The following is a 26573-nucleotide window of genomic DNA, read 5'->3' as shown; positions in this document are numbered from 1 at the left end:
GAAGAACTCTCGTTAAGGAACTCGGCAAAATGACCCCGTAACTTCGGGAGAAGGGGTGCCTCGGTAGGGTGAATAGCCCGAGGGGGCCGCAGTGAAAAGGCCCAAGCGACTGTTTAGCAAAAACACAGGTCTGTGCGAAGCCGTAAGGCGAAGTATACGGGCTGACGCCTGCCCGGTGCTGGAAGGTTAAGGGGAGCGGTTAGGGGTAACCCGAAGCTGTGAACCGAAGCCCCAGTAAACGGCGGCCGTAACTATAACGGTCCTAAGGTAGCGAAATTCCTTGTCAGGTAAATTCTGACCCGCACGAATGGCGTAACGACTTGGGCGCTGTCTCAACGAGAGATCCGGTGAAATTTTAATACCTGTGAAGATGCAGGTTACCCGCGACAAGACGGAAAGACCCCATGGAGCTTTACTGCAGCTTGATATTGGACTTTGGTACGATCTGTACAGGATAGGTGGGAGCCTTTGAAGCCTGAGCGCCAGCTTAGGTGGAGGCGCCGTTGGGATACCACCCTGATCGTATCGGAGTTCTAACCTAGTACCGTGAAACCGGTACGGGGACCGTGTCAGGCGGGCAGTTTGACTGGGGCGGTCGCCTCCTAAAATGTAACGGAGGCGCCCAAAGGTTCCCTCAGAATGGTTGGAAATCATTCGAAGAGTGCAAAGGCATAAGGGAGCTTGACTGCGAGACCTACAAGTCGAGCAGGGACGAAAGTCGGGCTTAGTGATCCGGTGGTACCGAATGGAAGGGCCATCGCTCAACGGATAAAAGCTACCCTGGGGATAACAGGCTTATCTCCCCCAAGAGTCCACATCGACGGGGAGGTTTGGCACCTCGATGTCGGCTCATCGCATCCTGGGGCTGAAGTAGGTCCCAAGGGTTGGGCTGTTCGCCCATTAAAGCGGTACGCGAGCTGGGTTCAGAACGTCGTGAGACAGTTCGGTCCCTATCTGTCGCGGGCGCAGGAAATTTGAGAGGAGCTGTCCTTAGTACGAGAGGACCGGGATGGACGTACCGCTGGTGTACCAGTTGTTCCGCCAGGAGCACCGCTGGGTAGCCAAGTACGGACGGGATAAGCGCTGAAAGCATCTAAGCGTGAAGCCCCCCTCAAGATGAGATTTCCCAGTATGTAAGACCCCTTGAAGACGACGAGGTTGATAGGTTCGGGGTGGAAGCACAGCAATGTGTGGAGCTGACGAATACTAATCGGTCGAGGGCTTATCCTACACGCTTACTCGTTCATACAAACGGTAAGCAACAGCTTTAAGGTTCAGCAAACCTTTCGTATCCAGTTTTCAAGGTACAAACCAAACCTTGAACAGCATGGTTGTGTCTTTTCTGAAGCGCTTCAGGGAGCATGATCATCGAAAAACACTGTTTGGTGGCGATGGCGGAGGGGAACCACGCGTTCCCATACCGAACACGACCGTTAAGCCCTCCAGCGCCGATGGTACTTGGACCGCAGGGTCCTGGGAGAGTAGGACGTCGCCAAGCACGAATGACCAGCCATATGATATGGCTGGTTTTTTTGTTGTGCCTGGCGACGTTCCTCTCCCTATTGGGAGAGTGTATGAACCTTGTTATCGAAGTATCTCGATGATGTTGGCCCGGCCTTAGAGGTTGGCCCGGCACCAGTGGTAGGTTCGGATCAGGTAGTATGAAAAATAAATGGTGTCGAAAACTGTAATCTAAAGTTCATGCTCCGTTCATATGGAGCAAGTAATCTATAGTCAGAATGTAAAGCTTCACAGGCGGAGGTGCAAGAAGCTTCTTTTTTTGTCTAATTAATGATAATGATTATCATTTTTGTTGGATTGTGTTGCGCCTGAGAAGACCTCAATGAATAGAGAGGGGGCATAAGCTCGACTTTACTTTGATTTTTGATGCATAGCAAGAGAACTAGGATTATGTAAGAAAAGGTAAGCGAAGTATTCAATTTTAGAAAGCACATGAAGGAGTGTACGAAAGTGAGAAATAGTCGAATCGTGAAGCCATTCATTGCAGTATGGCTATCACTGGCACTAGTATTTTCGATGGTTCAATCGGTAGTTGTTTATGCGGCGGAGTCGCAGGTGTTGCCGAACGGAGAATACGATGTGGATTTTAATATTTTGGAGGATGGCAAATCATCCGTTTCTACAGCTAACTTATATATGAAAATTCCGGGTACCAAAGCGAAAATCATAGCGGATAACGGTACATATTGGCTGGAGCACGAGATACTGAGCAGTGAGTTAACGCGATTCTTATATTTGGGTTATCGTCCGGATGGTGTACCGAAAGCAATAATCGTTAACTCCGTCGTACAGGACAAAACAGGTATTGTAGATGTAGAAGTGCGAGAATCGGCAAATGCGGATCGCAAAATTTTGAAGTACCGCATCTATAATATCGAAAGCCCGCAAGATATTCTCATGCATATTTATATCCCAGAAATGATTCCAGTTTACGACCATTGGTATCATGCACAACTTTGGTTTGATACGACTGTGTTACCATTAACTGATGATGAGGGAGAGGAGCCAGGTGGAGAAAATCCTGGCACAGAGCCGGAGTTAGTCAGTCTGGAATTGCTCAATGATCTCATTCAAGAGGCTAAATCAGTTTTATCCACTAGTGTGGAGGGTTCCGATTACGGACAATTCCCAACAGGAAGCAAACAGAATCTGGACGCAGCAGTGTTTAATGCAGAGGTTAGACTTTCAATGACCCTAGAAGATGATGAAGAGGAATACGCCTTGATCTATGAATCGTTAGATGAGGCACTTCAATACTTCATATCGCTTGAGAAGAAAGCGAATAAGGGGTTGCTCATTCAGCTGATCTCAACGATGAAGCAGTTTCTGAGCACGGCCAAAGTGAATGGCCAAACGAACGGCTTGCCAGGTGGAGCTAACGCGGCGATTGTTGACGGCGAATATTTTCACAGTGCAGTTCAATTTCTCACAGATAGAGTAAACCTGGCTGAGCAAATCGTGGCCAAGGGCACGGCGACGCAAGAAGAAGTCGATACTCAAATCAATTTATTGAAAAATCGGTATATCGACGTGAAAAATCAGCAATATGTATCCAATGTACCGTTAAAGCTTTATGTATTGGATACGAACCAAACAACGGCTACGGAGTCTGTTTATTCGGATAAGTTGAGTTCGGCAGTAAGCACGATAACACAAATCTCTAGATACGATTCTTGGGGAGATATAAAGGCTAATATTACTCTGAATGAAACGCCGGACGATAATAAGGTGTATTGGTTCAATCCCGCTGGTGATGGGACTTATTATAGCCCTGACTTGTACGAATCAATGAATTTTCTATTTGCTGTTACGAAGACACCTAATGTCGCGCTCGGATCTAACATATTCCAAGGTGACATTAAGTACTTGGATGCTAACAAGGAAACGCAGTGGACAGGGTTAGGCCATCTGACATACCGCGTAGGCGGTGTCAAACGTTCTCTCTATTTAAGCTTCAATCGCGATATTCATGAGCAACTGAAACAGCTGTTAATGGATGAGAAAAAGAACGTAATGGCAGCAAAGCAAACGAATATCGATCAAGTCGACTATGACGACGCAAAAGAGGAATTATTGGCTGTAATGGATGCCGTAGAGCCAATTACCGAAAACTTGAATGCTACAAGACCAGATATTATTAATGCGCTCGAGCAACTAGGGGCAGCAGCAGAAAGTTATAGAACTGTAGCACAAGTAGAATATGAGCTCTATTATGGCATGCTTCATGCAACAAATAACGCGTTCTCTTCGGCGGACAAATATTTGGCGAAGCCGGCAAAAGTGCTACCGCTTGAAGATGGTACCTTCGAAGTGACGTTAACCATTAACGAAAGTTCCGTGATCCGCAATCTGCAAATTGAACGTAATGAAGTGTTTACGGAAGTTGAGCCCGTAAGCAGCAACACGTCAAATGATACACGTACGGTTCGTTTTATCGTTAATGATCTGAGTCAATTAATGAAGGCCAAAATAAGAGCAGTTACGAATCTTCCAAACGGCGGCGTATATGATATGACGCATGACATACGTCTGAATTTTAATGGCGTTAACAATGCGGAGCTTCAAGCGAAAATAACGGAAGCATCGAATCTTAATCGAGCGGCGGTTGTAGGCACAGCGGTTGGCCAATATTCTGCGACATCCAAAACGGCTTTGCAAACTGCTATCGCGGCAGCCGGAGCAGTAGCAGTTAACGGTCCGAACACAGACACGCAATCAGAGGAGGCTTTGGCAGCTCTACTGGTAGCGATTCAAGCATTTAAAGATTCAGTTGTTACGTTAAACGATTTGCAGGATGGCGATTATTCCATTGCCTTTAGCATTCTGAAAGGTAATGTGGACGAAGCCTCTATGGTGAACAGCTATGCGGTATCTCCGGCTAGACTTCAAATAAAAGACGGGGAGAAAAGAATCTATTTCACCTTAAAACAGAGCGCACAAATTCCACAGCTGAAGGTAAATGGCGAAGATGTGAGCATATCTGGAACCAACACATCAGCAAATTCCAGGGAAGTAAATTTCCTAGTTGCTGATTTGACACAGGACGTTCCGGGATGGGCGAAGTTTAACTGGACGGCCCAAAACAATACGGGCGAATACGATCTACGGTTCCGTTTCGCATCGACAGTAACGCCTTATGTTGAGACGGAGACGCCTGGACCAGGAACAGGTCCGATAACCGGTGATCCAGGATCAGGTAATCCGGTTTATCCGCAAGATGGTTACTACTACATGAGTTTTAGAGTTCTGAAAGACGGTACGGATGATTCCTCTATAGCAAATAGCTATGTAGTAAGTCCAGCTCTTGTCAAGGTGCAGGGCTCTTCTAGGACAGTCAGCTTTGTCGTGCTTCGTAGCAAAGAAGTGCATACCGTTACGATTAACGGCAGCAGTGGTTTTGATGTGCAAACGAATGCGAGTGCCAACTTAAGGGCAGTATCCTATTCGTTATCGTCATTGTCAGGTAAACAGAATGGCACTGTAGGAATCCATTGGCCAGAATTTAACTACAACAATAAACAATACGACATCCAATTCCAGTTTGATGAAAGCTCCGCCACATATGCTGGAGCTAACCCGACTGTTATGGGCTATGAGCAGGATGGCAATGTGGGGGCTCCTGGACTCGAGCTGCCGCCTGAGGGTGGAACGACGGAGAATCCAGAAGAACCTTCGGAGCCAGTAGATGACGGTAATAGCCCAAGCATTTCATTCTCAGATACCGATAAGCATTGGGCTGCAAATGAGATTAAACGCGCTGTAGAGCTTGGTATTACGAATGGATTCAGTGACGGCACATTCCGACCTGAACAAGAAGTGACTCGCGGTGAATTTGCTGCTTTCTTGAGCAGGGCGTTAGGTCTTGGCGGCGACACCAGTGAGATGATTTTTGAGGACGGCGACCAAATCCCTGCGTGGGCTCGAGAACATGCCGTACTAGCAGCTCAGGCTGGCTTCATAAGCGGCTTTGAGGATGGAACCTTCAGATCTAATACCACAATAACAAGAGCGCAATTAGCAGTTATTCTAGCGCGTGCTGCCGGGCTCGAGCTTGCAGAGGATGCGGAGCCATCGTTCGCTGATGCTAAAGATATTCCAAGCTGGGCACGCCGTGAGATAGCTGCAGTTGAAGCAGCGGAATTGATGCAAGGCACGGGCAATCATCAGTTCGATCCAAACGGTCCGGCAACCCGCGCTCAGGCATTAACGATTTTGCTTCGACTATTGGATTATCTAGATGGAGCTGAGGAGCAGCTGGAAAATCAACCAGCGGAGAGCAGCGAAGTAGAAGAGCAATAAGAACAAATCTAGATGCAGCCTACTGCCGCAGAGAAGATTAAAAGTTAACTTTAATCCAGACTGTAGATGGGGGCTGTCTCAAAAGTAAGTTCTCTCGCTTGAAGAAACAGCTCGTGTGATGAAAATCAGGTAATAACAAAGAGATGGCGGTGCTTAGGGGGTCATTCCCGGCACCGCCATCTCTGGCTTTTGGTCTATTGCTGCTTTCTTGAGCAAATTGTGGTCTTGCTAAAGCTGTTTCGTTCACCAAGAACCTCTTGCTAGGGACACGCACGGCTTTCTTAAGGGGCTTGTCCTTGGGCCGAGCTTGCAGCTTCTCTTCCAAATGCTGAACAGCCGACTCCAGCTTTTCGCTCGTCAGCTCAGATGTTTCGCCAAGCTCAGTCAGATCTTGTCCTGCCTGCTCCTGATCTTCCTGTCTTTCCGCCGCTTCAATGGTGGCAAACAACATATGTACTTTTTCCTGAAGTTTAGCTTTCTGCTTCACGACTGCCTTGCCCCAGACGAACGTGTACCGATTCGCATTCGCTTCGATTTTAGTACCATCGACAAAGTAATGCTCAAGCTTCACATACTTTTCTTCAGCAAGAAACTGGAGCACGCCAGTGAAGACGGTCTCTACTATATCTTGCATCCGCTCAGAACGAAAGCGATTGATGGTGCGGAAATCTGGACGTTGTCTACCAGCAATCCACATGAACATGACGTTTCCCTGATAGCTTTGGCAATCTGGCGAGAAGAGTAAATCCGCTGTGTGTATGCATATATGATTACTTTGGTGAGCATTTTGGGGTGATAGCTGTCTCGTCCTCCACCTGGATAAGCATCCTGAAAGATCTTGTCATCCAGGCGATTGACTGCTTCGTTAACTACGTGAACGAGATGATTTAGAGGAATGTCGTCCTCCAAATCCATTGGCAGATGAAGTTGGTCCATGGTATATTGAATGTACAAAAGAAACCTCTCCTTTGGTTTGTGGTTGGGTGGAACCTCCATTTTACCAAAGATAGGTTTCTTTTTGTTTTACAAATTGAAGAAGGGGCATCCCTCAGTCATCTAACGATGACTTTTGGGACAGCCCCTTATGGTGCTTGTAGCTATTTGCGTTCCAATAAGCGGATGATAAGCGTCAACGCCTCGGCACGGGTAGCAGTCGCGTTCGGATCAAAGATGTTACCATCTTTACCCTGTATCAGGCCTACTGCAACCGCGGCGGATATTTCATTTTTGGCCCATGTTGGGACTGTTTCTGAATCATTGAAAGTAAGTGTGGAATCAGCATCTAAAGTAAGTCTGGCTGCACGTGCAATAATGACTGCAAGTTGAGCTCTAGTAAGTTGTTCTTCCGAACGGAAGGAACCGTCTTCGAAGCCTTCAATAATGCCTGCTGTTACGACGCGTGCTACATGTGGCTGGGCCCAAACAGGAATTTTCTCATAATCTGTAGGGATATTAGGTGCTCCATTGATGCTCAGGCCAAGTGCACGGCTAATCATGACGGCGAACTCGCTTCGCGAGATAGTTGCATCAGGTTGGAAGGTGCCATCGGTATAACCAGTCACAAAACCACGTGCAATCGATTTTTCAATGTCGGATTTGGCCCAATGAGCATGGATATCCGTGAAAACGATAGCCGGCGGCTCTTGCTCGTTGCCATCGTCTTCCTGTGGTACAAACGGCAGCGCGGATAGATCAAGCTTCAAAACGACGTTATGCCATGCCGAATAAGCCGGAGTTGTCATCTCGATGTGCAAGAGCACGACTTGCTCGTCGTTAAGATTTGGAATGGTCAACGACACCGTGCCGGATTGCGTGGCGGAGTTCTCGATCGTTGTCGAGGATCCGGCTTCGTAACGTACAAGATCGCCCTCATTGATCGTTGTATTTTGCCCGCTTCTCGTGATGACGGCCTTTTCTTGCCCTTCTTTCAGAACGGCAACATGCTTGAAGTAGGGAATGTTCTTCATTTCGTGCGAGAAGAAAGTCTTGCCTTCTTTGACAGTCAGCTTGCCCGTTCCTTCAACCGCGTAGCCGGTGTGGATGGAAGATAGCGCGCCGGAACCATCATCTTTCAAATACTGATACGGAATGTTAAACTCGCCCTCGGGCAGCGGCAGTTCAGATACGTCCAATTGCAGAACGACGTTATGCCATGCCGAGTAGGCGGGAGTCGTCATCTCGATGTGCAAGAGTACAACCTGCTGTTCGTAAAGATTTGGAATGGTCAACGACACCATGCCGGATTGCGCGGCGGAGTTCTCGATCGGTGTCGAGGATCCGGCTTCGTAACGTACAAGATCGCCCTCAATGATCGCAGTATTTTGCCCGCTTCTTGTGATGACGGCCTTTTCTTGCCCTTCTTTCAGAACGGCAACATGCTTGAAGTAGGGAATGTTCTTCATTTCGTGAGAGAAGGAAGTCTTGCCTTCTTTGATCGTCAGCTTGCCTGTTCCTTCGACGGCATAGCCGGTATGTATGGAAGAGAGCGCGCCGGAACCATCATCCTTTAAGTAGCGGAACGGTACGTCGTACACGCCGTCGGCAGGAAGCGCTTGAATGGATGCCGACTGCGAATCTGCTGCTGCGGCAGCCGAAAAGACGGATAGAAGCAGCACCAGTGTCATCAGGAATGAGGTGAATTTACGAAGTTGTCTGTTCATGATAGGTTATCTCCTTTAAGATCGATTGGTTTGCGTAACCTTTCCTTGTGTGGTACATCGTTATGGGAGTTAAACGCTAGACTGTATAGCCTCCGCCCAAAACGGATAAAACGGGCGAAGGCGTCAGCCGGGGATACGTTGCTTGATTCCATATGCCTCCTTTTTCGTAGGATGTCTCGTCAAATGAAAGAGATCGAGCTGAAATTATAGATAGTGATAATCATTATCAACATATCTGCAAAAAAAACTGCGCGGTGAGAGGGCAATAGCAACCTCTACCTTCGCAGAACGACGACACCCTACCCATCTTGACCAACAAAGGAATTATACAAGCCGATTATGAACGGGGCGTGAACAATAGATTACAAATAAAAACACCGATCCCGATCCCGGAAGCGGTGCTCTCACGTTCAAGCGGGAAGCAAGGGCAAGAGCGCTTTCGCGCGCCAGCCCTTACCGTGTCCCATTACGCGCGGCGTATTACAGCCACTCGATTTCGATCTCGTGGGTCTGATTGTACAGACCGAATACCGTAACGGAGATTTTCGCTTTTGCATTACTAGTGAAATCGTAGATCGGGAACGTATAGTAGATGTTGCCTCCCGAAGTAGAGCCCGTGTATGGCGTGTAAGTTGCGCCATTGTCATATGAGATGCTCAGGCCGTTAATGCTGTACAGGAAAGAAGTCGTAAATCCGAGTGTTACCGTTTGACCATCAGTGGCCAGAGATGCAGGTTTAACTGCGTAGCCGTCGGCAGCTGAGATTTGAGTAGGATCAGCAGCTTTTACGATATTAAAGTCCAGGCTACTTGCGGCGGAAGCGGAGTTCACGATCATCACGACAGAAAGTACCAGGGCCATTAGCATTACAGGTAGCAATTTTTTTAATGAAATTTTCATAACAAGATCTCTCCTTTAGTTTGCGGGATAATTGTCTCCGCGATTGGGAGACGTTTGGTCAGGACCAAATGAAAATGTTTAAAGCATGCCTGCACTTAGGCAGGCTGTGGTGAAGACTCTCCTTTCTTTAGCTTAAAAAGCAAGAAGTAAGGGTACAGAAATAGGCATTGATGTTAAGATAATGATAATCATTATCGTTCATGTTGCAAAAAAAATTTCTGCAATGGAAGATCGGACGCACCGGTATACGCCGTCCTTCACTATCAGAACCTGGTCTGGCGTGTACATCGCCTTAGACAAACTGAATTTTACAACTCGATTATGAACGGAGTATGAATTCTATATTACATTTTTCCAATACCATCCAATCAGGGGGGGGAGTTGAAGGAGATGTTTGTACGATTTGAAAACTGTAATCTGAAGTTCACGCTCCGTTCATATACGACGAGTAAAATCCTTGTGAAGCTGTTATTGATAATCTCTCTCAAAGAATAGAGGCAGAAGTTGGAGGATTACGTGCATTGAAAGCTGCAATTATAAAGGAAATAGAGACAGAGAGACAATTTGGCAGGGTCAGGATCGCGAGACGTAACGTCACGATGAGGAGGTCGCTGCTAGCGCTGCTAGCAACGCTTATGGCGACAGGCTTGCTTGCCGGTTGCAGCGCAGGAGCTGCAGGAGAGAGCGATGAGACAGGAAGGATCGCGCTTGTTGATTTCGCAGACCGGAAAGTGTCGTTCCAAGTAGCGCCTGGCCGGATCGTGGCACTCGGCAATGGCGAGGTCGACATTGTGTATGCGCTAGGCGCGTCCGTAGTCGGCCGCCCGGAGGATAATGGCGGTCTGCTCAAGGACAAGGTGGAGGATGTGCCTGTTGTAGGGTCTGTTCATACCGTTGATTTGGAGAAGATTGCATCGCTGAAGCCGGATGTCGTGCTCGGCAATGATCCGATCAATAGAAACGACGTGCCACAGTTAGAGAGCATTGGGGCAAAGATCGTACTGACGCAAGGAAATTCAATTGAAGATATTAGGAAGCAAATCGAGCTATTCGGCAAACTGCTGGAGCGGGAAGAACAGGCGACGGAGCTGATCGCGAAGTTAGATGGCGAATTGGCAGCCTTGAAACCTGTTAACACGGACAATGCGCCGCGCGTTCTGATGGTATATGGAGCGCCAGGAACATATCTGGCCGCGCTGCCGCATTCGCTAGCAGGAAATTTGCTGGAGACCGCAGGAGGTCGCAATATGGCAGCTGAATTCCCGAGGCTCCAGAATTATCCCAACTACGCACAGCTCAATACGGAACGTGTCGTAGAAGCGAATCCGGATGTGATCATGATTATGACACATGGCAACTCGGAGGAAGTACAGCAGGGCTTCGTTCGTGAGATGGAAGGAAACCCGGCATGGAATTCGCTCGAGGCTGTACATGACGGTCGTATTCATGTGCTTCCTGCAGAGCTGTTTGGTACAAATCCGGGAACACGGGTGGCGGAAGCCGTGAAGCTGCTGACGGAGCTGCTTGAACCATGAGCGTGAAGGAGAGGAAAAATCGAAGAAAGTGGATGGCAATCGCGACAGGCCCTTTACTCATTCTGTCTCTGCTATATGGCATCGGGAGCGGGTCGGTGTCGATCTCGCCGGCAGACATATGGATGACGCTGTTCGGCACTGGCGATACCGCGCATGAGTCGATCATCTGGAACCTGCGCTTGCCGCGTGTATTGATTGGTCTGCTGGTCGGTGCATGCCTGGCTGCTTCCGGTGCCCTGCTGCAAGGGGTTATGCGCAATCCGCTCGCGGATCCCGGTATTGTCGGTGTGTCGGCAGGAGGCGGGGTGGCTGCGGTTATTGCGCTTGTGTTATTCCCGCAATTCGCATATCTGCTGCCGGGCTTTGCCTTCGCGGGAGCGCTGATATCCTCGTTAATCATCTATCTGCTGGCATGGGACGGGAGCAGCTCTCCAGTAAAAATCGTATTGGCGGGAATTGCAGTGAACGCTTTGCTCGGTGGCGTGATGAACGGCATCATGGTGCTGAACAGCGACCGGATTCAGAGCGTGCTGCCTTGGTTATCGGGCAGCCTCAGCGGAAGAAGCTGGCCCCATCTGCAATTTATGCTACCGTACGCGGCGGTCGGGCTGCTGCTCGTGCCCTTCGCGGCCAAGACGACGAATTTGCTCATGCTCGGCGATCAATCGGCCTCGTCGCTGGGTCAGCATGTGGAACGCCAGCGATTCATGGTTGTAACGCTCGCGGCCTTGCTTGCCGGAGCGGCTGTCAGCGTCGCAGGATTGGTCGGGTTCGTAGGACTGATCGTTCCACATGCGGTCCGGCTGCTCATCGGCGAAGATTACCGCTATCTGCTGCCGTATTCGATCGTAGGTGGAGCGGCTATTATGGTCATTGCCGATACGGCAGCGCGAAGCTGGTTCGATCCACTAGAACTGCCGGCAGGTATATTGCTCGCATGTATCGGAGCTCCGTTTTTCCTAATGCTGCTCAAGAAGAGGAGGCTGATTCGATAGATGGCCATCGAGATAAGAGATTTGATCTACAAGCAAGAGCGGTTCGAGCTTCATACCATTACCGAGTCTGCGCCGAAAGGAAAGATTACGGCAATCGTCGGACGCAACGGATCAGGCAAGTCGACGTTGCTGCGTCTGCTGGCTAGGACGACGAAACCGGACGGAGGGGTCATTACTTACGATGGGCGGCTCGGCGACGAATACGCACGTAAGTCATTCGCACAGCTAGTGTCCACGTTGTCGCAGGAGAAGGGGCAATTGCCGGACATGACCGTGCGTGAGCTTGTGTCGTTAGGACGCGCGCCCAGGCAATCCGCTTTTCGCAGCAGGCTCACTCAGGAAGACGAGAAGGCTGTTACATGGGCGCTTACGACTGTAGGGATTAGTCATAACGAGGATCGTATGTTCTACACATTGTCTGGTGGAGAGCAGCAGAAGGCAAGGATCGCCATGGCGCTCGCACAGGAAGCCGAGATTTTGCTGCTGGATGAGCCGACTACGTACCTGGATCTATCGCATCAGCTAGAGCTGATGGAGATGCTGCGGATGCTGAACCGCAAGCTGGGGCTGACGATCGTCATGGTGCTGCATGATCTGCAGCAGGCGGCGGCTTACAGCGATTATTTGATCGCAATGGAAGACGGACGCATCGCGGCAAGTGGGCCGCCGAAATCGGTCATCGATGCTCGATTTATGCTTAGTGTTTTTGGAATAAGAGCCAAGGTAGAACTGCAAGGCGCTTATCCTGTCATAATGCCAATACCACAATCTGGGGAGGAATCGACAATGGTTATCGTTACGAACGTGTCGCAAATTACAAAGGGCAATGGAGTGAAACTCATCGAACGCTTTAATAAGGTGGGTAAAGTGGAAGCAATGAAAGGTTTCTTGGGTCTTGAGGTTATGCTGACCGAGAATACGAAGGAGTACGACGAGGTGACGGTGAGCACGCGTTGGGAGAGCAGAGAGGATTTCCAAGGCTGGACACGCAGCGAAGCATTCCGCGAATCCCATCAGCATCGCGAGACACCGGAATACATCATTTCTAACAAAATTGCTTTCTACGATGTCAAGATTGTCCGAAATCCGCTGCCTGAGGTTGAAGCTCAGAGCGTGTAACAGGAACTATGAATGGGCTTTCGGGAGTATGCTGTCGGCTCCCGAAGCCCTTTTGCATGAATGGCTGGCTAAATCATTGTTCAAAGGCATAGGATCGTTACAAAATAATGGAAGAATTTTAAAAGATTAGGGTTGACAGTGCAAAGAAAAACTTGGTAGGATTATTAGTGATAATAATTATCATTATCATGATTAGGTATTGAGATCGATAATGGGTTGGGTTTCATGGGACGGAATGACGAAGGGATGGGAAAACGTTGAAGGCAAAAGTGATGATAAGCGGCATGCTAGCCGCATTATGGATAGCGCTGTTGATTTGGCCTGCTGGCGCAATGGCTGCGGGAGATTTGGCGGATGGAACGTATACGGCGGATTATCTGATCTTGAAGGCGGAGAACGATTCTGTCTCCATGGCGAACGACTACTGGGAGAAACCGGCTACGGTGACGATCAAGGATGGCAAGGCGAAGATCCGCGTTACTATCAACCATAGCTTTTGGGTGACGGAGTTCAAGGTACCGGGAAGCGGCGGCTCATTTGTGGATACAAAGGTAATCAGCTCCAACAAAAAAGCGGATACGCGCTTAGTTGAGTTTTCTGCGGACATCACGAAGCCGATGCTCTCCAAAATACACGTAACGGTCGAAGAGATCGATTATGACCATGATTACACGATCCGATTCGTGTTTGATCCAGACAGCTTTAAGTTGGTGAAGGGTGCCGCTCCAGCCGCAACAGCAACGTCGAAACCGACGGAGAAGCCGGCGGCTGCTGTATCGGCAGAGCCCGCGGCAACTAACAAGCCAGCCGCAACAGTGAAGCCGGCACAGGAAGGTGCGCAGTCTACTGCTTCTACAAGCGAAGGGGCGACAAGCGGCAAAACCAAGGATGAGGCAGCAGCTTCTACAGCGCCGGTAACAACAGCTACGGATAGCGGAGCTGCGGCGAAGGAAGAAAACGTGGAGTCGTCTGCATCACCAGTAACAGAGCAAGACGCGGGAGCAGACAATGATTCTAATAATGAGACAGTGAAAGAAGAATCCGGGGATAAGGAAACGGCGGAATTAGTCGCTGAGAGCGAGACGCAGCAGGCGGATACGGATGTCTCAGGCGGCGAGACGGTATCGGTGCTTGCAGCCGGAGAGTCGGCGGATGAGAATAGCGGTGAAATTGCAGGCGAAAGCGGCGGCAGCGGTTTGGTATGGTGGACGCCGATTGTAGCGCTTCTCATTCTGGCGGCAGGCGGCTTCTACATTTGGAGAAGGAAAAAAGTTGAATAGGGCGGAATCGATAGCAGATATACCGATATAGGGGGATTGAAGCGATGTGGAGACACAGAGGCAAGCTCGCAGTATGGTCATGGATCATCCTGTGCTTGCTCATATTGGGGGGCTGCGGTGACGCACAAACTCCTGCTAGCGAGGGGCAGAATGCCACTCCGAGCGCTACTCTGGAAACAGTGGCTAACCAAGTAGAGCCAGAGGACACGCAAGCGCCGCAAGAGCATCGTATTGTGTCGACTACTGTGGCGATCACGCAGATTATGGATTTGTTAGAAATCGAGCTAGTCGGTATTCCGAAAAGCGTCAAGACGTTGCCAGAGCGGTATGATGAGGTAACAAAGGTCGGCAACCCAATGAGCCCTGATATGGAGCTGGTGAAATCACTGAAGCCGACTGAGGTTTTGTCGGTCACGACGCTGCAGTATGACCTCGAGCCTGTCTTCGAAAACGCGGGGATCGACGCCACATTCCTCGATTTAACGAGCCTGGAGCGAATGCAAGCCGAGATTATGAAGCTAGGAGAGAAATTCGGCAAGCAAGACAAAGCTGCTGAGATTGTTAGCGAATATGATCAGACGCTTGAGAAGATTCGTCAGGCTACAGAAGGCAAGGAACAACCGAAAGTACTTATTCTGTTAGGTGTACCGGGCAGCTATCTTGTAGCGACGGAGCATTCGTATATCGGCGACCTGGTCAGATTGCTTGGCGGCGTCAATATTGTGGAGGGCGAGAAGGTGGAGTTTCTGGCTTCCAATACGGAGTATCTGCATCAATCCAATCCCGATGTTATACTACGCGCCGCGCATGGTATGCCGGAGGAAGTGGTGAAGATGTTTGACGAGGAGTTCAAGAAAAACGATATTTGGCACCATTTCAAGGCGGTTCAGAATGATCGTGTTTATGACCTTCCCGAGCCGCTATTCGGTACGACTGGTAACTTGGCCGTAGGGGAGGCGCTCGAAGCGCTGCTGCCGATGTTGTACCCCGAATAGCTGCAAAGGACTGTGAACGATGAACAAAACGATGACGAACATCGAATCGACTACTGGAGCAGGCGGAACGGTAGCCGGCAAAGAAGTCAAAGCTAGAAGACGAGCCAAAGTGAGGCCGTACGGCATGCTGCTCGCGACCGTTCTGTTGCTTGCTGGACTCGCCGTTTATTCTGCGATGACAGGAAGTATTAAAGTTTCGTTCGGGGAGCTGTTTGGGGGTTTGCTCAGCGGCGGGAATGAAAATGTGGAAATTATAAAGGATTTGAGATTACCGCGTATTCTTGTCTCTATGCTGTCGGGAGCCGCATTGGCCGTTTCTGGGGCATTGTTGCAGGCGGTGATGAAGAACGCTCTCGCAGAGCCTGGTATTATCGGTATTTCATCCGGTGCCGGACTCGTTTCGATAACCGTCGTGACGATGTTCCCGATGCTCTACTTCTGGTCCCCGCTGTTCTCCGTGCTTGGCGGTGCGCTAGCCTGTTACTTGGTTTACTCGCTTTCTTGGCGTACAGGACTCAATCCGCTTCGACTCATCTTGGTCGGCATTGCGATCAATGCAACCTTCACTGGGCTCGGGCAATCATTTAATTATCGGGGAAGTTATGCTGTGACGAGCGTCAATCAGGCGATCTCATCGATCTTCACCATGAAGACATGGGAGGATGTCCAGATCCTAGCACTGTTCGGCGGGATCGGCTTGCTTCTGTCACTGCTGCTCGGGGGCTGGTGCAACATGCTGGCCTTCAACGATGAGACGGCCCGTAATTTGGGTCTTAGGGTCGTGCGCGTAAGATTGTTGATCTCGGCGGTCGCGGTGCTGCTGGCATCCGTCGCTACAGCTATTGGCGGGTTGATTATGTTCGTCGGATTGCTGGTTCCGCATATCGGGAGAGTGCTTGTTGGATCGAACTACAAGTTTCTCATTCCGTTCTCCGCGCTCGGTGGAGCCCTTCTTGTACTGGCAGCGGATACAATCGGCAGAACGGTACTGGCTCCTGCTGAAATTCCGGCTTCTATTATTATGGCCGTGATCGGCGGACCCTTCTTGATCATTATGCTGAAGCGAAGCGACAAGCTGTACAAATAAGCGGCCGAAAGGACTGTCGAAAAGGAGGTGGGTGAATACGGATGAAGCAGCTGCTTATTACGGACGACGATTACAATAGCCGGTCCTTGCTCGGTCATTACATGACGAAGGAAGGGTTCCGGGTGCTGGAAGCGCAGAATGGGCGAGAGGCGATGCATGTACTGGAGAATCAGCCAGTCGATCTCGTCATTATGGATATTATGATGCCAGAAGTGGACGGACTTGCGTTATGCGAATATACAAGAAAAAACTACGATATTCCCATCATCATTCTGTCCGCTAGAGATCAGCTCAGCGATAAGGAACAGGGATATTTGAGCGGCACGGATGATTATGTGACCAAACCATTCGAGTTGCCGGAGCTGCTGTTCCGGGTAAAGGCGCTGTTCCGCCGATACTCCTTTGCCTCCAGCGACAAGATTCGATTAAAGCGGCTTGTCATCGACCGCAAAAACTACGAAGTGGTTGACGGTGATGAAGTACTGCTGCTGCCGCTCAAAGAGTTCGAGCTGTTAGCCCAGCTCGCCGAATATCCTGGACGGGTGTTCTCGCGAGATGAGTTGATCCATCTCATTTGGGGTTCTGATTACGGCGGGGACGAACGGACGGTCGACGTACATATCAAGCGGCTGCGCAAACGGTTCTCTGAAGGTGACGGCGGCTTCCTTATTCATACGATACGGGGAGTCGGCTATAAGCTTGAGGTGTTATCTTGATGCGCTCGCTCTATTTTCGCGTATTCTTAATTACGTTATATACGATTCTGATCAGCAGCTTCCTTGGTTTCTACATTGCCAACGTGTATTATCATTGGTCGCTGAAGCCTTATCAGGACGACAAGCTGTTCGGCACTCTGCTGGAGGTCAAAGGCCATATTGAAGGTCATCCGGAGGCGATGGGCGATACGCTGAATATCACGTCAAAGCTGGGGTATCAGCTCTATGTATTTGATGAAGCCGGCAACGATTTGTTTTATGGCAGGGAATTTGCGCAACAGGATCTGAGTGACGAGACCAAAGCCGGTGTGCTCAGCGGGGCTGAATATCATGGGATCGCCCAATTCCCGAACCGGGCATTCTCCTCCGGATATTTCGACAATCAGCTGAGCAACACCGTAGGCGTACAAGTATCGGCGGGAGCCGACGAGTACGCCTTGTTCCTGCGTCATGACAGCAATATTCATTTTGACGAGCTTCGCACGTTTTTCCTGTTTATGTTTATCTTAACCGTTGTTTTCAGCGTTCCGTACTTTATGGTCAGCACGCGATACTTGGTTCAGCCTATCGTGCAGCTGAAGGAGGCGACCAAACGGATCGCGCAGGGGCAGTATAAGCTCAAATTACCGACAAGGCGCAAGGATGAGATCGGACAGCTTGCCGATCATTTCAGAATGATGAGTCTGGAGCTGGAGAGAGCCGATCGCCGTACCAAGGAGTTCGTTGCGAATGTCTCGCATGAGATTCATTCGCCGCTGGCATCTATACAAGGTTATGCGGATTCGCTGCTCGGCAAAGAAATGGACCCGTCACGCGTGCATGAGTATGCCGCTATAATCGGGCAGGAAACGCGTCATCTAGCCACGTTGAGCCGTCAGCTATTGCTGCTCTCGACATTGGATCACTCCGAGCAGATTCCGGAGAAGCGGAGCTTCTTGTTACAGCCGCAGCTGCGGCAGACGTTTCAAATTCTGGAGTGGCAGCTGGCGGAGAAGGAGATCGCGGTTCGGCTGTTGGTATCCGCTGGCATGCAGGTGTACGGAGATGAAGTGCTGCTCATGCAGGTGTGGTCTAACTTACTCTCTAATGCGGTCAAATATATACCGGCTGGTCGCTCCATTCAGGTACAGGGGCAAATGATTGACGGATACAGCGTTATCCGAGTCACCGACACAGGCGAAGGCATTGCGGAGGATCAGCTGCCATTTGTCTATGATCGATTCTATCGGGGAGACAAGGCACGAGAAAGAAAGTCCGGCAGTACGGGCCTAGGGCTGTCTATTGTGCAGCGGATTGTACAACTGCATGGGGGAACGATCGAGGTAGAGAGCCAGCCCGGAGCAGGTACGACCTTTGTGGTGAAGCTGCCGGTGCAGTAACGATGATATATACCTTATTTCTTTGCAACAGGTCGAATGACAGGCTTTGCCCCACTTCGCAATCTTCTATCGCTCGCCGCTTACGCCGCTTATGCTATAATGTCCTACATAAGTTTGGGAGGAGGCGGATGGATTGGATCGCAAGTCATTATGGATTGGCGGGCGTTGGTATGCGGCGGTGCACTATGGAGAGTTGAAGTCGCCGCATACACAGGAAGTTATTGCTTACGTGGCAGTTGCGGGACAAGCTGAAGCCGGTGAAGCGATAGCGTCCGCTTATGCTGTGAGGTCGACGATGAGAGCGATGCCCGCTCATGCCAGAGCTACGATCTTGGAGCAAGTCGCGACGCTGCTCGCAGCGCGCAGAGAGGAGGCGGCTCGCTTGATCGCGCTTGAAGCGGCGAAACCGCTCAAGTTCGCGCTTGGCGAGGTGGATCGTACGGTGCAGACGTACAAGTTCGCGGCAGAGGAAGCGAAGAGGCTGCATGGCGAGACGATTCCGCTTGACGCTGCACCAGGCGGGGAAGGCAGGCTTGCGTATACGGTACGCGAACCGCTGGGGGTCATCGGTGCGATTACGCCGTTTAACTTCCCGATGAACCTAGTAGCGCATAAGGTCGGTCCGGCGATCGCTGCCGGCAATACAGTCGTGCTGAAGCCGGCGAGCCAAACACCTTTGTCAGCTTACTTCATCGCTGAGCTGTTCCACGAGGCGGGCCTTCCTCCCGGCGCACTGAACGTTGTGACTGGCGCAGGGAGTGTTGTCGGGAATGCCATTGTGGAGGATGATCGTGTGGCGATGGTCACGTTCACGGGTAGTCCGGAGGTAGGCAAGGCGCTGCGGGCGAAGGCTGGACTTAAGCGGGTAACGCTGGAGCTTGGGTCCAACTCCGCATTGATCGTAGACCGCGATGCGGCGGCGGATCTTGCGGCTATCGTACCAAGATGTGTTGTTGGAGCATTCTCGAATCAAGGGCAAGTCTGTATTTCCTTGCAGCGAATTTACGTTCATGAGGAGCTGTATGGCGAGTTCGTCGAGAAGTTCTGCGCGGCAACGGAAGGTTTAATGATCGGTGATCCATTATCCCTCGATACGGACGTGTCTGCGATGATCGCTCCTACCGAGACGGACAGGGTTAAGTCTTGGATCCAGGAGGCGCTGGACGGTGGAGCGACGCTTGCGGCTGGCGGAGCGCTGGTGGGGGATACATTGCAACCGACTGTGCTCGTAGATGTAGCCGCTGATATGAACGTTAGCTGTATGGAGCTATTTGCGCCAGTGGTGACGATTACCAAAGTGAGCGGCATGGATGAAGCGATTGCTGCGGTCAACGATTCACGCTTCGGGCTGCAAGCAGGCATCTTTACAAATGACCTCGGTCAGGCACTCAGGGCAGCGGATGAGCTGCATGTGGGGGGCGTGATCATCAACGATATCCCGACTTACCGTGTTGATCATATGCCCTATGGCGGCGTGAAGGAAAGCGGCACAGGTCGCGAAGGCGTCAAGTATGCTGCGCTTGAGATGACGGAGATGAAGCTGATTGTCATGAATCGCCAATTAGGATTGAAGAAATGAATGAGGTGATAGTATAAATATGGCCGGAGCGCACCAAGATACATAATAGAGGTGCTCCGGCTATCGTTTTGCCCGCACGTATGAGAGAACTCGGAATCGTCAGAAAATTTGAACATTGCATCTTGACCCCTGTATGTTTTTGAGTATAATGAAGTTAAAGTCAAAGAAAGTCAAAGTCAGCTATATGATGTTAGTCGGCACATGTTTATTGTGCTCGGCAGGTTCCTGACCTGCTCGTAATGAGTGCAGTGTGGCGCTATAAAGCAATGTGTGTAGTTGTCGGTTATTTGGCTTTCCGAAGACGATACTCAGGGAGGTTGGTGATTTGCGTAACATTTCCGATCTCATTGAACAGTACCTCAAACAAATGCTCGACGTCAGCGACGAAGGCGCGGTGGAAATTCAGCGCAACGACTTGGCCGACCGCTTCTCCTGCGTACCTTCCCAGATTAATTACGTGATCAGCACGCGATTTACACTGGAGAAGGGATATATGGTGGAGAGCAAGCGTGGCGGAGGCGGCTATATCCGCATCCAGCGGGTGAATTTGCCCGCGCTTAAGACCTTGCAATATCATATCGAGCGAACGGTTGGCGACAGCGTCGACCAAAGCGCGGCGGAAGGGCTGATTTATCAGCTCCAAGAAGCGGGTATGATTACATCAAGGGAGTCGAACCTGATACGTGCCGCGATCCATAGGGATACGATCGCTCTCATGCTGCCGCTGCGGGATGAATTACGCGCCAGGCTCCTGAGATCGATGCTGATCTCGCTGCTCGTCAAATAGGATATAGCGGAAGGAGGGACTGAGGCTTGTATTGCCAAGAATGCGGCAAGAAGCCGGCAACGCTTCATTTCACTAAGATTGTGAACGGTGAGAAGACGGAGTTCCACATCTGCGAAGGCTGCGCCAGAGAACGAGGCGAAGGCGTTCCAGGTTCACCGAACAGCTTCTCCATCCACAGTCTGCTCTCGGGCTTGTTGGACTTTAACGCCATAGGAAGCTCCGCTTCCGCGCTGACCGGCGCACCGCAGCAGGCGATTCGCTGCGAGGAATGCGGACTAACGTATACGCAATTTAGCAAGATTGGACGCTTTGGCTGCAGTTCATGCTACCAAGCGTTTGCCGATCGATTGGATCCGCTTCTGAAGCGGGTGCATAGCAGTACAACACATAGCGGCAAGATTCCCAAACGCTCCGGCGGTCGCATTCAGTGCAGACGCGAGATTGAACGATTACGCAAGGATTTGCATACCCATATCGAACAGGAAGAATTCGAAAGCGCAGCCGAGCTGCGTGACGAAATCCGTGAGCTCGAGCGTAAAATGTCGGAGATGTGAGGAGGAAGGGGGCAGGCAAGATGTCGGAACATCGTTTCTCACAAGACGCATTAAGTGATTGGATGCGGACGTTAGGTCCGGATTCCGATGTTGTGATCAGCAGCCGCGTGCGAGTAGCGCGTAACTTGCGGCATCAGCCATTCCCGATGCTGGCAACAGGCGCGCAGGCGAGCGAGGTGCTCGAGCAGCTTGCGGAAGTCAGCCAGTCCGGCAAGCTGAGGGAGATTGGTGCGTTCGAGACACATCTGTTATCCGAGCTCAATGAGCTGGAGAAACGGGTGCTCGTCGAAAAACATCTCATCAGTCCCAATCTGGCCAATGAGTCGCGTGGCGGAGCCGTCGTGCTCAGCGAAAACGAATCAGTCAGCATAATGATTAACGAAGAAGACCATTTGCGCATCCAATGTTTATATCCCGGTTTCCAAATCGGTGAAGCATGGTCATTGGCAAGCGGAATTGACGATATCTATGAAGAAGAGGCGGATTACGCCTTCGATGAGAAACGCGGGTACTTAACGACTTGCCCAACGAATGTTGGAACGGGCATTCGGGCTTCGGTGATGATGCATTTGCCAGCCCTTGTGCTTACGCAACAGATTAACCGAATCCTGACGGCGGTCACGCAGGTCGGTCTTGCCGTTCGAGGCCTTTATGGGGAAGGCAGCGAAGCGCTCGGCAATTTGTTCCAAATTTCCAATCAGGTAACACTGGGCCAATCCGAGACGGAAATTATCGACAATCTGCATGATGTGGTGAGACAAATCATCGAGCATGAACGGGCAGCACGCAAGCGGCTTCTAGCAGAGTCCAGGCTGCGGACGGAGGATCGGGTCAAACGTTCCTTCGGTATTCTGTCACATGCCATGATTATGGATTCCAAGGAAGCGGCGCAACGATTATCGGATGTCCGGTTAGGGTACGATCTGGAGCTGCTGCCGGACGTAACGCCGCAAGTGCTCAACGAGCTGCTTGTGATGACGCAGCCGGGTTACCTGCAACAAACGTTTAACGAGAAGATGAGTACCGAGCAACGCGACGTCAGACGCGCAGAGCTCATCCGGGAGAAGCTTAAGGTTGTCGAAATCCAAGATTGATCATGGGGGTGCAGGAATATGATGTTTGGAAGATTCACGGAACGTGCGCAGAAGGTGCTGGCACTAGCTCAGGAAGAAGCGGTGCGGCTTGGCCATAACAATATCGGTACAGAACATATCTTGCTCGGTCTGATCCGCGAGGGCGAAGGCATTGCGGCAAAGGCATTAATCGGTCTCGGTCTTGGGCTCGAGAAAATTCAGGACGAAGTCGAGGCGCTTATCGGCCGTGGTCAAGAGCAGCCTAACAATATTGCATACACGCCGCGGGCGAAGAAGGTCATCGAGCTGTCCATGGACGAAGCGCGTAAGCTAGGCCATACTTACGTCGGCACGGAGCATATTCTGCTTGGTCTGATCCGCGAAGGAGAAGGTGTAGCTGCACGTGTGCTCAATAACCTTGGCATCAGCCTGAACAAGGCACGCCAGCAAGTGCTGCAACTGCTGGGCAGCAGCGAAGCTGTATCCAGCAATCACGGGGCTCCCGCGAATGTAAGCACGCCTACTTTGGACGGTCTAGCGAGAGATCTGACGGCATATGCCAAAGAAGGTAACCTCGATCCTGTTATCGGTCGCAGCAAAGAAATCGAACGTGTCATTCAGGTGCTAAGCCGCCGTACCAAAAACAATCCGGTGCTCATCGGCGAACCGGGCGTCGGCAAGACTGCGATTGCCGAAGGCTTGGCGCAAAAAATTATCGCCAACGAAATTCCGGAGACGCTGCGCGACAAACGAGTTATGACGCTGGATATGGGCTCTGTCGTTGCGGGAACGAAATACCGCGGCGAGTTCGAGGATCGTCTCAAAAAAATCATGGATGAAATCCGCCAAGCGGGCAATATCATCCTCTTTATCGACGAGCTGCATACGCTCATCGGCGCAGGCGGCGCGGAAGGTGCAATCGATGCCTCCAATATCCTGAAGCCGGCGCTAGCACGCGGCGAGCTGCAGTGTATCGGGGCTACAACGCTGGACGAATACCGCAAGTATATCGAGAAGGATGCGGCGCTCGAGCGTCGTTTCCAACCAATCACGGTCGACCAGCCTTCGGTGGATGAGGCAATTCAAATTTTGCACGGATTACGTGATCGCTACGAGGCGCATCACCGGGTGAAAATTACGGATGAATCCATCGAGCAAGCGGTAAAGTTGTCGGATCGTTACATTACGGATCGTTTCCTGCCTGACAAAGCGATCGACTTAATTGATGAAGCAAGCTCCAAAGTAAGACTGAATTCTTACACGGTGCCGCCGAATCTCAAGCAGCTCGAGAATCGTCTAGAGGATATCCGCAAGGAAAAGGACGCGGCCGTTCAAAGCCAAGAATTCGAGAAAGCGGCTGCGCTGCGAGATACGGAGCAGAAGATTCGCGAAGAGCTCGATATTACGAAAAACCAATGGAAAGAAAAGCAAGGACGCACCGATTCCGAAGTAACGCCAGAGGATATCGCTCAAGTTGTTGCCAGCTGGACCGGCATTCCGGTCAGCAAGCTTGCTGAGGAAGAAACGGAACGTCTGCTGAAGATGGAAGAAATTCTCCATGATCGCGTCATCGGTCAAGAGGAGGCCGTCAAGTCGGTTTCTCGTGCGATTCGTCGCGCTAGAGCGGGTCTGAAGGATCCGAAACGCCCGATCGGCTCGTTCATCTTCTTGGGACCAACGGGTGTAGGTAAGACGGAACTTGCCAGAGCGCTTGCTGAAGCGATGTTCGGCGATGAGAATGCGGTTATCCGCATCGACATGTCGGAGTACATGGAGAAACATTCGACATCGAGACTCGTTGGAGCGCCTCCAGGATACGTCGGCTACGAAGAAGGCGGTCAGCTGACCGAGAAGGTACGCCGCAAGCCATATTCCGTTGTCCTGCTCGACGAAATCGAGAAAGCACATCCGGAAGTGTTCAACATCCTGCTGCAGGTGCTTGAGGATGGACGTTTGACCGACTCCAAAGGGCGCGTTGTCGATTTCCGCAACACATTGATTATTCTGACGTCGAACGTTGGCGCTGATCAAATCAAGAAAAACTCGTCCCTCGGCTTTACGGCTGTACAGGACGCGGGCCGCGACTTCATCGTCATGAAGGACAAAGTGATGGCCGAGCTGAAGAAAAGCTTCCGTCCGGAGTTCCTTAACCGGATCGACGAGACGATTGTCTTCCATTCGCTGGGCGAAGAGCATATCGCTCGCATCGTAACGCTGATGTCCGATGAGCTGCGCAAACGTCTGAAGGAGCAGCAAGTGGACTTCACGCTCACCGAAGCGGCGAAAAACTTCCTTGCGAAGGAAGGGTACGATCCGCAATACGGCGCTCGTCCGCTCCGCAGAGCGATCCAAAAGCATATCGAGGACCGTCTGTCCGAGGATCTGCTGATGGGCTTGATTCAGAAGGGCGATTCCTTCATCATCGACGAGAAGGATGGCGGGTTGGTTGTTATGAAGAACCTGCAGCAGGCGGCAGAGGTACAAGAAGAACCAAGTACGAAGTAACAATTAAGTTTTGTAAAAGCAAGAAAAGCCTCGTATTCGTTTACACGAATGCGGGGCTTTTGCTTTTAAATCAGTCTTGAATAGTGTTTAAATAAACAAAAATTGTTGTTGATTGTTTTTTTGGATATGATATCATTTCGTTTACAACATTGTAAAAAGTTTCTAATTTTGAGCGAGAGGAGGGGCGTAATTATTTTAATGTACCTCACTGGAGGAATTCTGCCGTTATTCAATATTATTCAATAAAATTGAGAAGGGAAGATAATACAGTGAATGATATTTTATTTAAGAGAAAGACTGTTTTGTTATTGATTTCTGCGCTTTTGTTGTGGTGTTCTTTATTTTCATTTGAGAGGATTTCAAATGCTAATACAACGCTTCAAATAGAAAATGTGAAGATTATAAGCGACAGCGGTATCTATCATTTAACTTTTCAGACAACGGAACAATCAGTGAGCGAAATAATCATCGCAAAGAGAAATGACAAGAAGGAAATGCTTCAATTCATATCAGAACCAGTGAATACTCACAACTATATACTTGAAGAATTAGCTGGGAATATTGAATATGCGCTTCATATAACTGCAGAATCGAATAATGGAAGTCAATCTAAGACCTATTACTTTAATTCTAATGAACCCGGCCAATTAACAGATTTGCAAACTGAAGTTGGTCTATTGAATAGTAATGAACCTCAGATGGGGATATCGACGATAGAGTCAAATATGAGTATATTGGCGAACTCAGGATCAGAAAGCGAAAATAATGGTACATTCTCCTCAGCGGACAGTGCGACGGAAGGTGTTAATTATGATGGATTAATTAACCCTGCTGGTGATCTTGATTATTATAAGATTGTGATAAACTCTAATAGCGGTGGTCAGTTAAAAGTATTTCTGGGCTCCCTTCCGAATAATACGGACTATGACTTGAAAGTCTATAATTCAAGTCAAGTGTTGGTGGCCAGTTCATCAAATGCTGGTCATTCTGATGAGTTGATCACGCTTAATATAACAGGAAGCGGGACACATACTTACTATGCAAGAGTCGAGGGATTTCTTAATGTTTATAACGCGGTCGATGCCTACTTGTTTCGTTGGCGGTTTTATCCGGATTGGGAATGGCCTGTTCCTGGCAGTAATCGAGTAACTGACGTGTTTGGCATTCCGAGGTCTGGGGGAAGAACTCATGATGGAATTGACATCGGACGATACAGCACTTCTACATCAACTTCTAGCTGGGACTATGAAATCCTAGCTACGCGATCTGGTGAGGTCACTACTGTTGTAACAAATACAACTGCGCCCTGTGGCGTGGAAGTTAGAATTGAACATGATATTATTAATGGCGAAACTCTAGAAACAAAATATTGTCACCTAGAGGGTTCGCCACTAGTAAGTGTAGGTCAAAATGTCTCTAAAGGTCATCATCTGGGATGGATGGGAAATACGGGGCCGACATCTACTGGAAAACATCTGCATATTGCAAGTAGATTTGATGGAACTTGGAGAGATATAGGATTATATTTAACAAGACCAGGAATTGACGTTATTGATGATTATTGGGACAATCATCCTCAATATCAATAA

Annotated in this window: 17 protein-coding genes, 2 rRNA genes and 1 pseudogene (1 of these 20 running past the window's edge); 17 read left to right on the top strand and 3 right to left on the bottom strand. The window is 50.1% G+C overall.

Annotated elements, in window-relative coordinates; translation table 11 throughout:
* The 3 genes from ACX1C1_RS04770 to ACX1C1_RS04760 all read left to right on the top strand — a co-directional run.
* A 23S ribosomal RNA gene (locus ACX1C1_RS04770) occupies positions 1 to 1230 on the top strand; it begins 1707 nt to the left of the window's first position.
* A gap of 151 nt (positions 1231 to 1381) precedes the next feature.
* A 5S ribosomal RNA gene (gene rrf / locus ACX1C1_RS04765) occupies positions 1382 to 1498 on the top strand.
* A 473-nt stretch (positions 1499 to 1971) separates the two neighbouring features.
* The gene (locus tag ACX1C1_RS04760; protein WP_458955990.1) at positions 1972 to 5820 is read left to right on the top strand and encodes an NEAT domain-containing protein; all 3849 of its coding nucleotides are present in this window, start codon (positions 1972 to 1974) and stop codon (positions 5818 to 5820) included.
* A 247-nt stretch (positions 5821 to 6067) separates the two neighbouring features.
* Here the strand turns inward: ACX1C1_RS04760 and ACX1C1_RS04755 are convergent.
* The 3 genes and pseudogenes from ACX1C1_RS04755 to ACX1C1_RS04745 all read right to left on the bottom strand — a co-directional run.
* Positions 6068 to 6774, bottom strand: a pseudogene (locus ACX1C1_RS04755) (transposase); the annotation flags it as partial.
* Between the two features lie 143 nt (positions 6775 to 6917).
* The gene (locus ACX1C1_RS04750) at positions 6918 to 8480 is read right to left on the bottom strand and encodes an S-layer homology domain-containing protein (RefSeq protein ID WP_458955989.1); all 1563 of its coding nucleotides are present in this window, start codon (positions 8478 to 8480) and stop codon (positions 6918 to 6920) included.
* Positions 8481 to 8960: 480 nt separating this feature from the next.
* A complete protein-coding gene (locus ACX1C1_RS04745; RefSeq protein ID WP_458955988.1) occupies positions 8961 to 9380 on the bottom strand; it encodes an NEAT domain-containing protein in 420 nt (139 codons plus the stop codon).
* Between the two features lie 521 nt (positions 9381 to 9901).
* On the opposite strand from ACX1C1_RS04745, the gene ACX1C1_RS04740 reads away from it, so the two are divergent.
* The 14 genes from ACX1C1_RS04740 to ACX1C1_RS04675 all read left to right on the top strand — a co-directional run bounded on the left by ACX1C1_RS04740 (position 9902) and on the right by ACX1C1_RS04675 (position 26573).
* Complete coding sequence (locus ACX1C1_RS04740) at positions 9902 to 10915, top strand: ABC transporter substrate-binding protein (protein ID WP_458955987.1); 1014 nt, start codon at positions 9902 to 9904, stop codon at positions 10913 to 10915.
* Positions 10912 to 11910, top strand: coding sequence for a FecCD family ABC transporter permease (locus tag ACX1C1_RS04735; RefSeq protein ID WP_458955986.1), 999 nt, complete (start codon positions 10912 to 10914; stop codon positions 11908 to 11910). The genes ACX1C1_RS04740 and ACX1C1_RS04735 overlap by 4 nt, the downstream gene beginning before the upstream one ends.
* Complete coding sequence (gene isdG / locus ACX1C1_RS04730) at positions 11911 to 13029, top strand: heme oxygenase (RefSeq protein WP_458955985.1); 1119 nt, start codon at positions 11911 to 11913, stop codon at positions 13027 to 13029.
* Between the two features lie 257 nt (positions 13030 to 13286).
* Positions 13287 to 14309, top strand: coding sequence for a heme uptake protein IsdC (gene isdC, locus ACX1C1_RS04725; protein WP_458955984.1), 1023 nt, complete (start codon positions 13287 to 13289; stop codon positions 14307 to 14309).
* Between the two features lie 44 nt (positions 14310 to 14353).
* Positions 14354 to 15304: a heme ABC transporter substrate-binding protein IsdE gene (gene isdE / locus ACX1C1_RS04720; RefSeq protein WP_458955983.1), complete on the top strand. Its 951-nt coding sequence runs from the start codon at positions 14354 to 14356 to the stop codon at positions 15302 to 15304.
* A gap of 124 nt (positions 15305 to 15428) precedes the next feature.
* The gene (locus ACX1C1_RS04715; protein ID WP_458957595.1) at positions 15429 to 16391 is read left to right on the top strand and encodes a FecCD family ABC transporter permease; all 963 of its coding nucleotides are present in this window, start codon (positions 15429 to 15431) and stop codon (positions 16389 to 16391) included.
* A 35-nt stretch (positions 16392 to 16426) separates the two neighbouring features.
* Complete coding sequence (locus tag ACX1C1_RS04710) at positions 16427 to 17107, top strand: response regulator transcription factor (protein WP_458957594.1); 681 nt, start codon at positions 16427 to 16429, stop codon at positions 17105 to 17107.
* A complete protein-coding gene (locus ACX1C1_RS04705; protein WP_458955982.1) occupies positions 17107 to 18486 on the top strand; it encodes a sensor histidine kinase in 1380 nt (459 codons plus the stop codon). Before ACX1C1_RS04710 ends, ACX1C1_RS04705 begins: the two co-directional genes overlap by 1 nt.
* 133 nt (positions 18487 to 18619) lie before the next feature.
* A complete protein-coding gene (locus ACX1C1_RS04700; RefSeq protein ID WP_458955981.1) occupies positions 18620 to 20065 on the top strand; it encodes an aldehyde dehydrogenase family protein in 1446 nt (481 codons plus the stop codon).
* A 325-nt stretch (positions 20066 to 20390) separates the two neighbouring features.
* Positions 20391 to 20852, top strand: a complete 462-nt coding sequence (locus ACX1C1_RS04695) for a CtsR family transcriptional regulator (protein WP_458955980.1) — start codon at positions 20391 to 20393, stop codon at positions 20850 to 20852.
* Positions 20853 to 20878: 26 nt separating this feature from the next.
* The gene (locus tag ACX1C1_RS04690; RefSeq protein WP_458955979.1) at positions 20879 to 21406 is read left to right on the top strand and encodes a UvrB/UvrC motif-containing protein; all 528 of its coding nucleotides are present in this window, start codon (positions 20879 to 20881) and stop codon (positions 21404 to 21406) included.
* A 20-nt stretch (positions 21407 to 21426) separates the two neighbouring features.
* Entirely contained in the window at positions 21427 to 22500 is a 1074-nt protein-coding gene (locus ACX1C1_RS04685) for a protein arginine kinase (protein WP_458955978.1), read from the top strand.
* A gap of 18 nt (positions 22501 to 22518) precedes the next feature.
* Positions 22519 to 24984 carry an ATP-dependent protease ATP-binding subunit ClpC gene (gene clpC, locus ACX1C1_RS04680; RefSeq protein WP_458955977.1) on the top strand — a complete coding sequence of 822 codons (2466 nt, stop codon included), beginning with the start codon at positions 22519 to 22521 and terminating at the stop codon, positions 24982 to 24984.
* A 269-nt stretch (positions 24985 to 25253) separates the two neighbouring features.
* Positions 25254 to 26573: a peptidoglycan DD-metalloendopeptidase family protein gene (locus ACX1C1_RS04675; protein ID WP_458955976.1), complete on the top strand. Its 1320-nt coding sequence runs from the start codon at positions 25254 to 25256 to the stop codon at positions 26571 to 26573.

The organism is Paenibacillus sp. strain BS8-2 (assembly GCF_054483835.1).
Note: the sequence above shows the minus strand (reverse complement) of the source record. Positions and strands in the feature narration are given on the sequence as shown.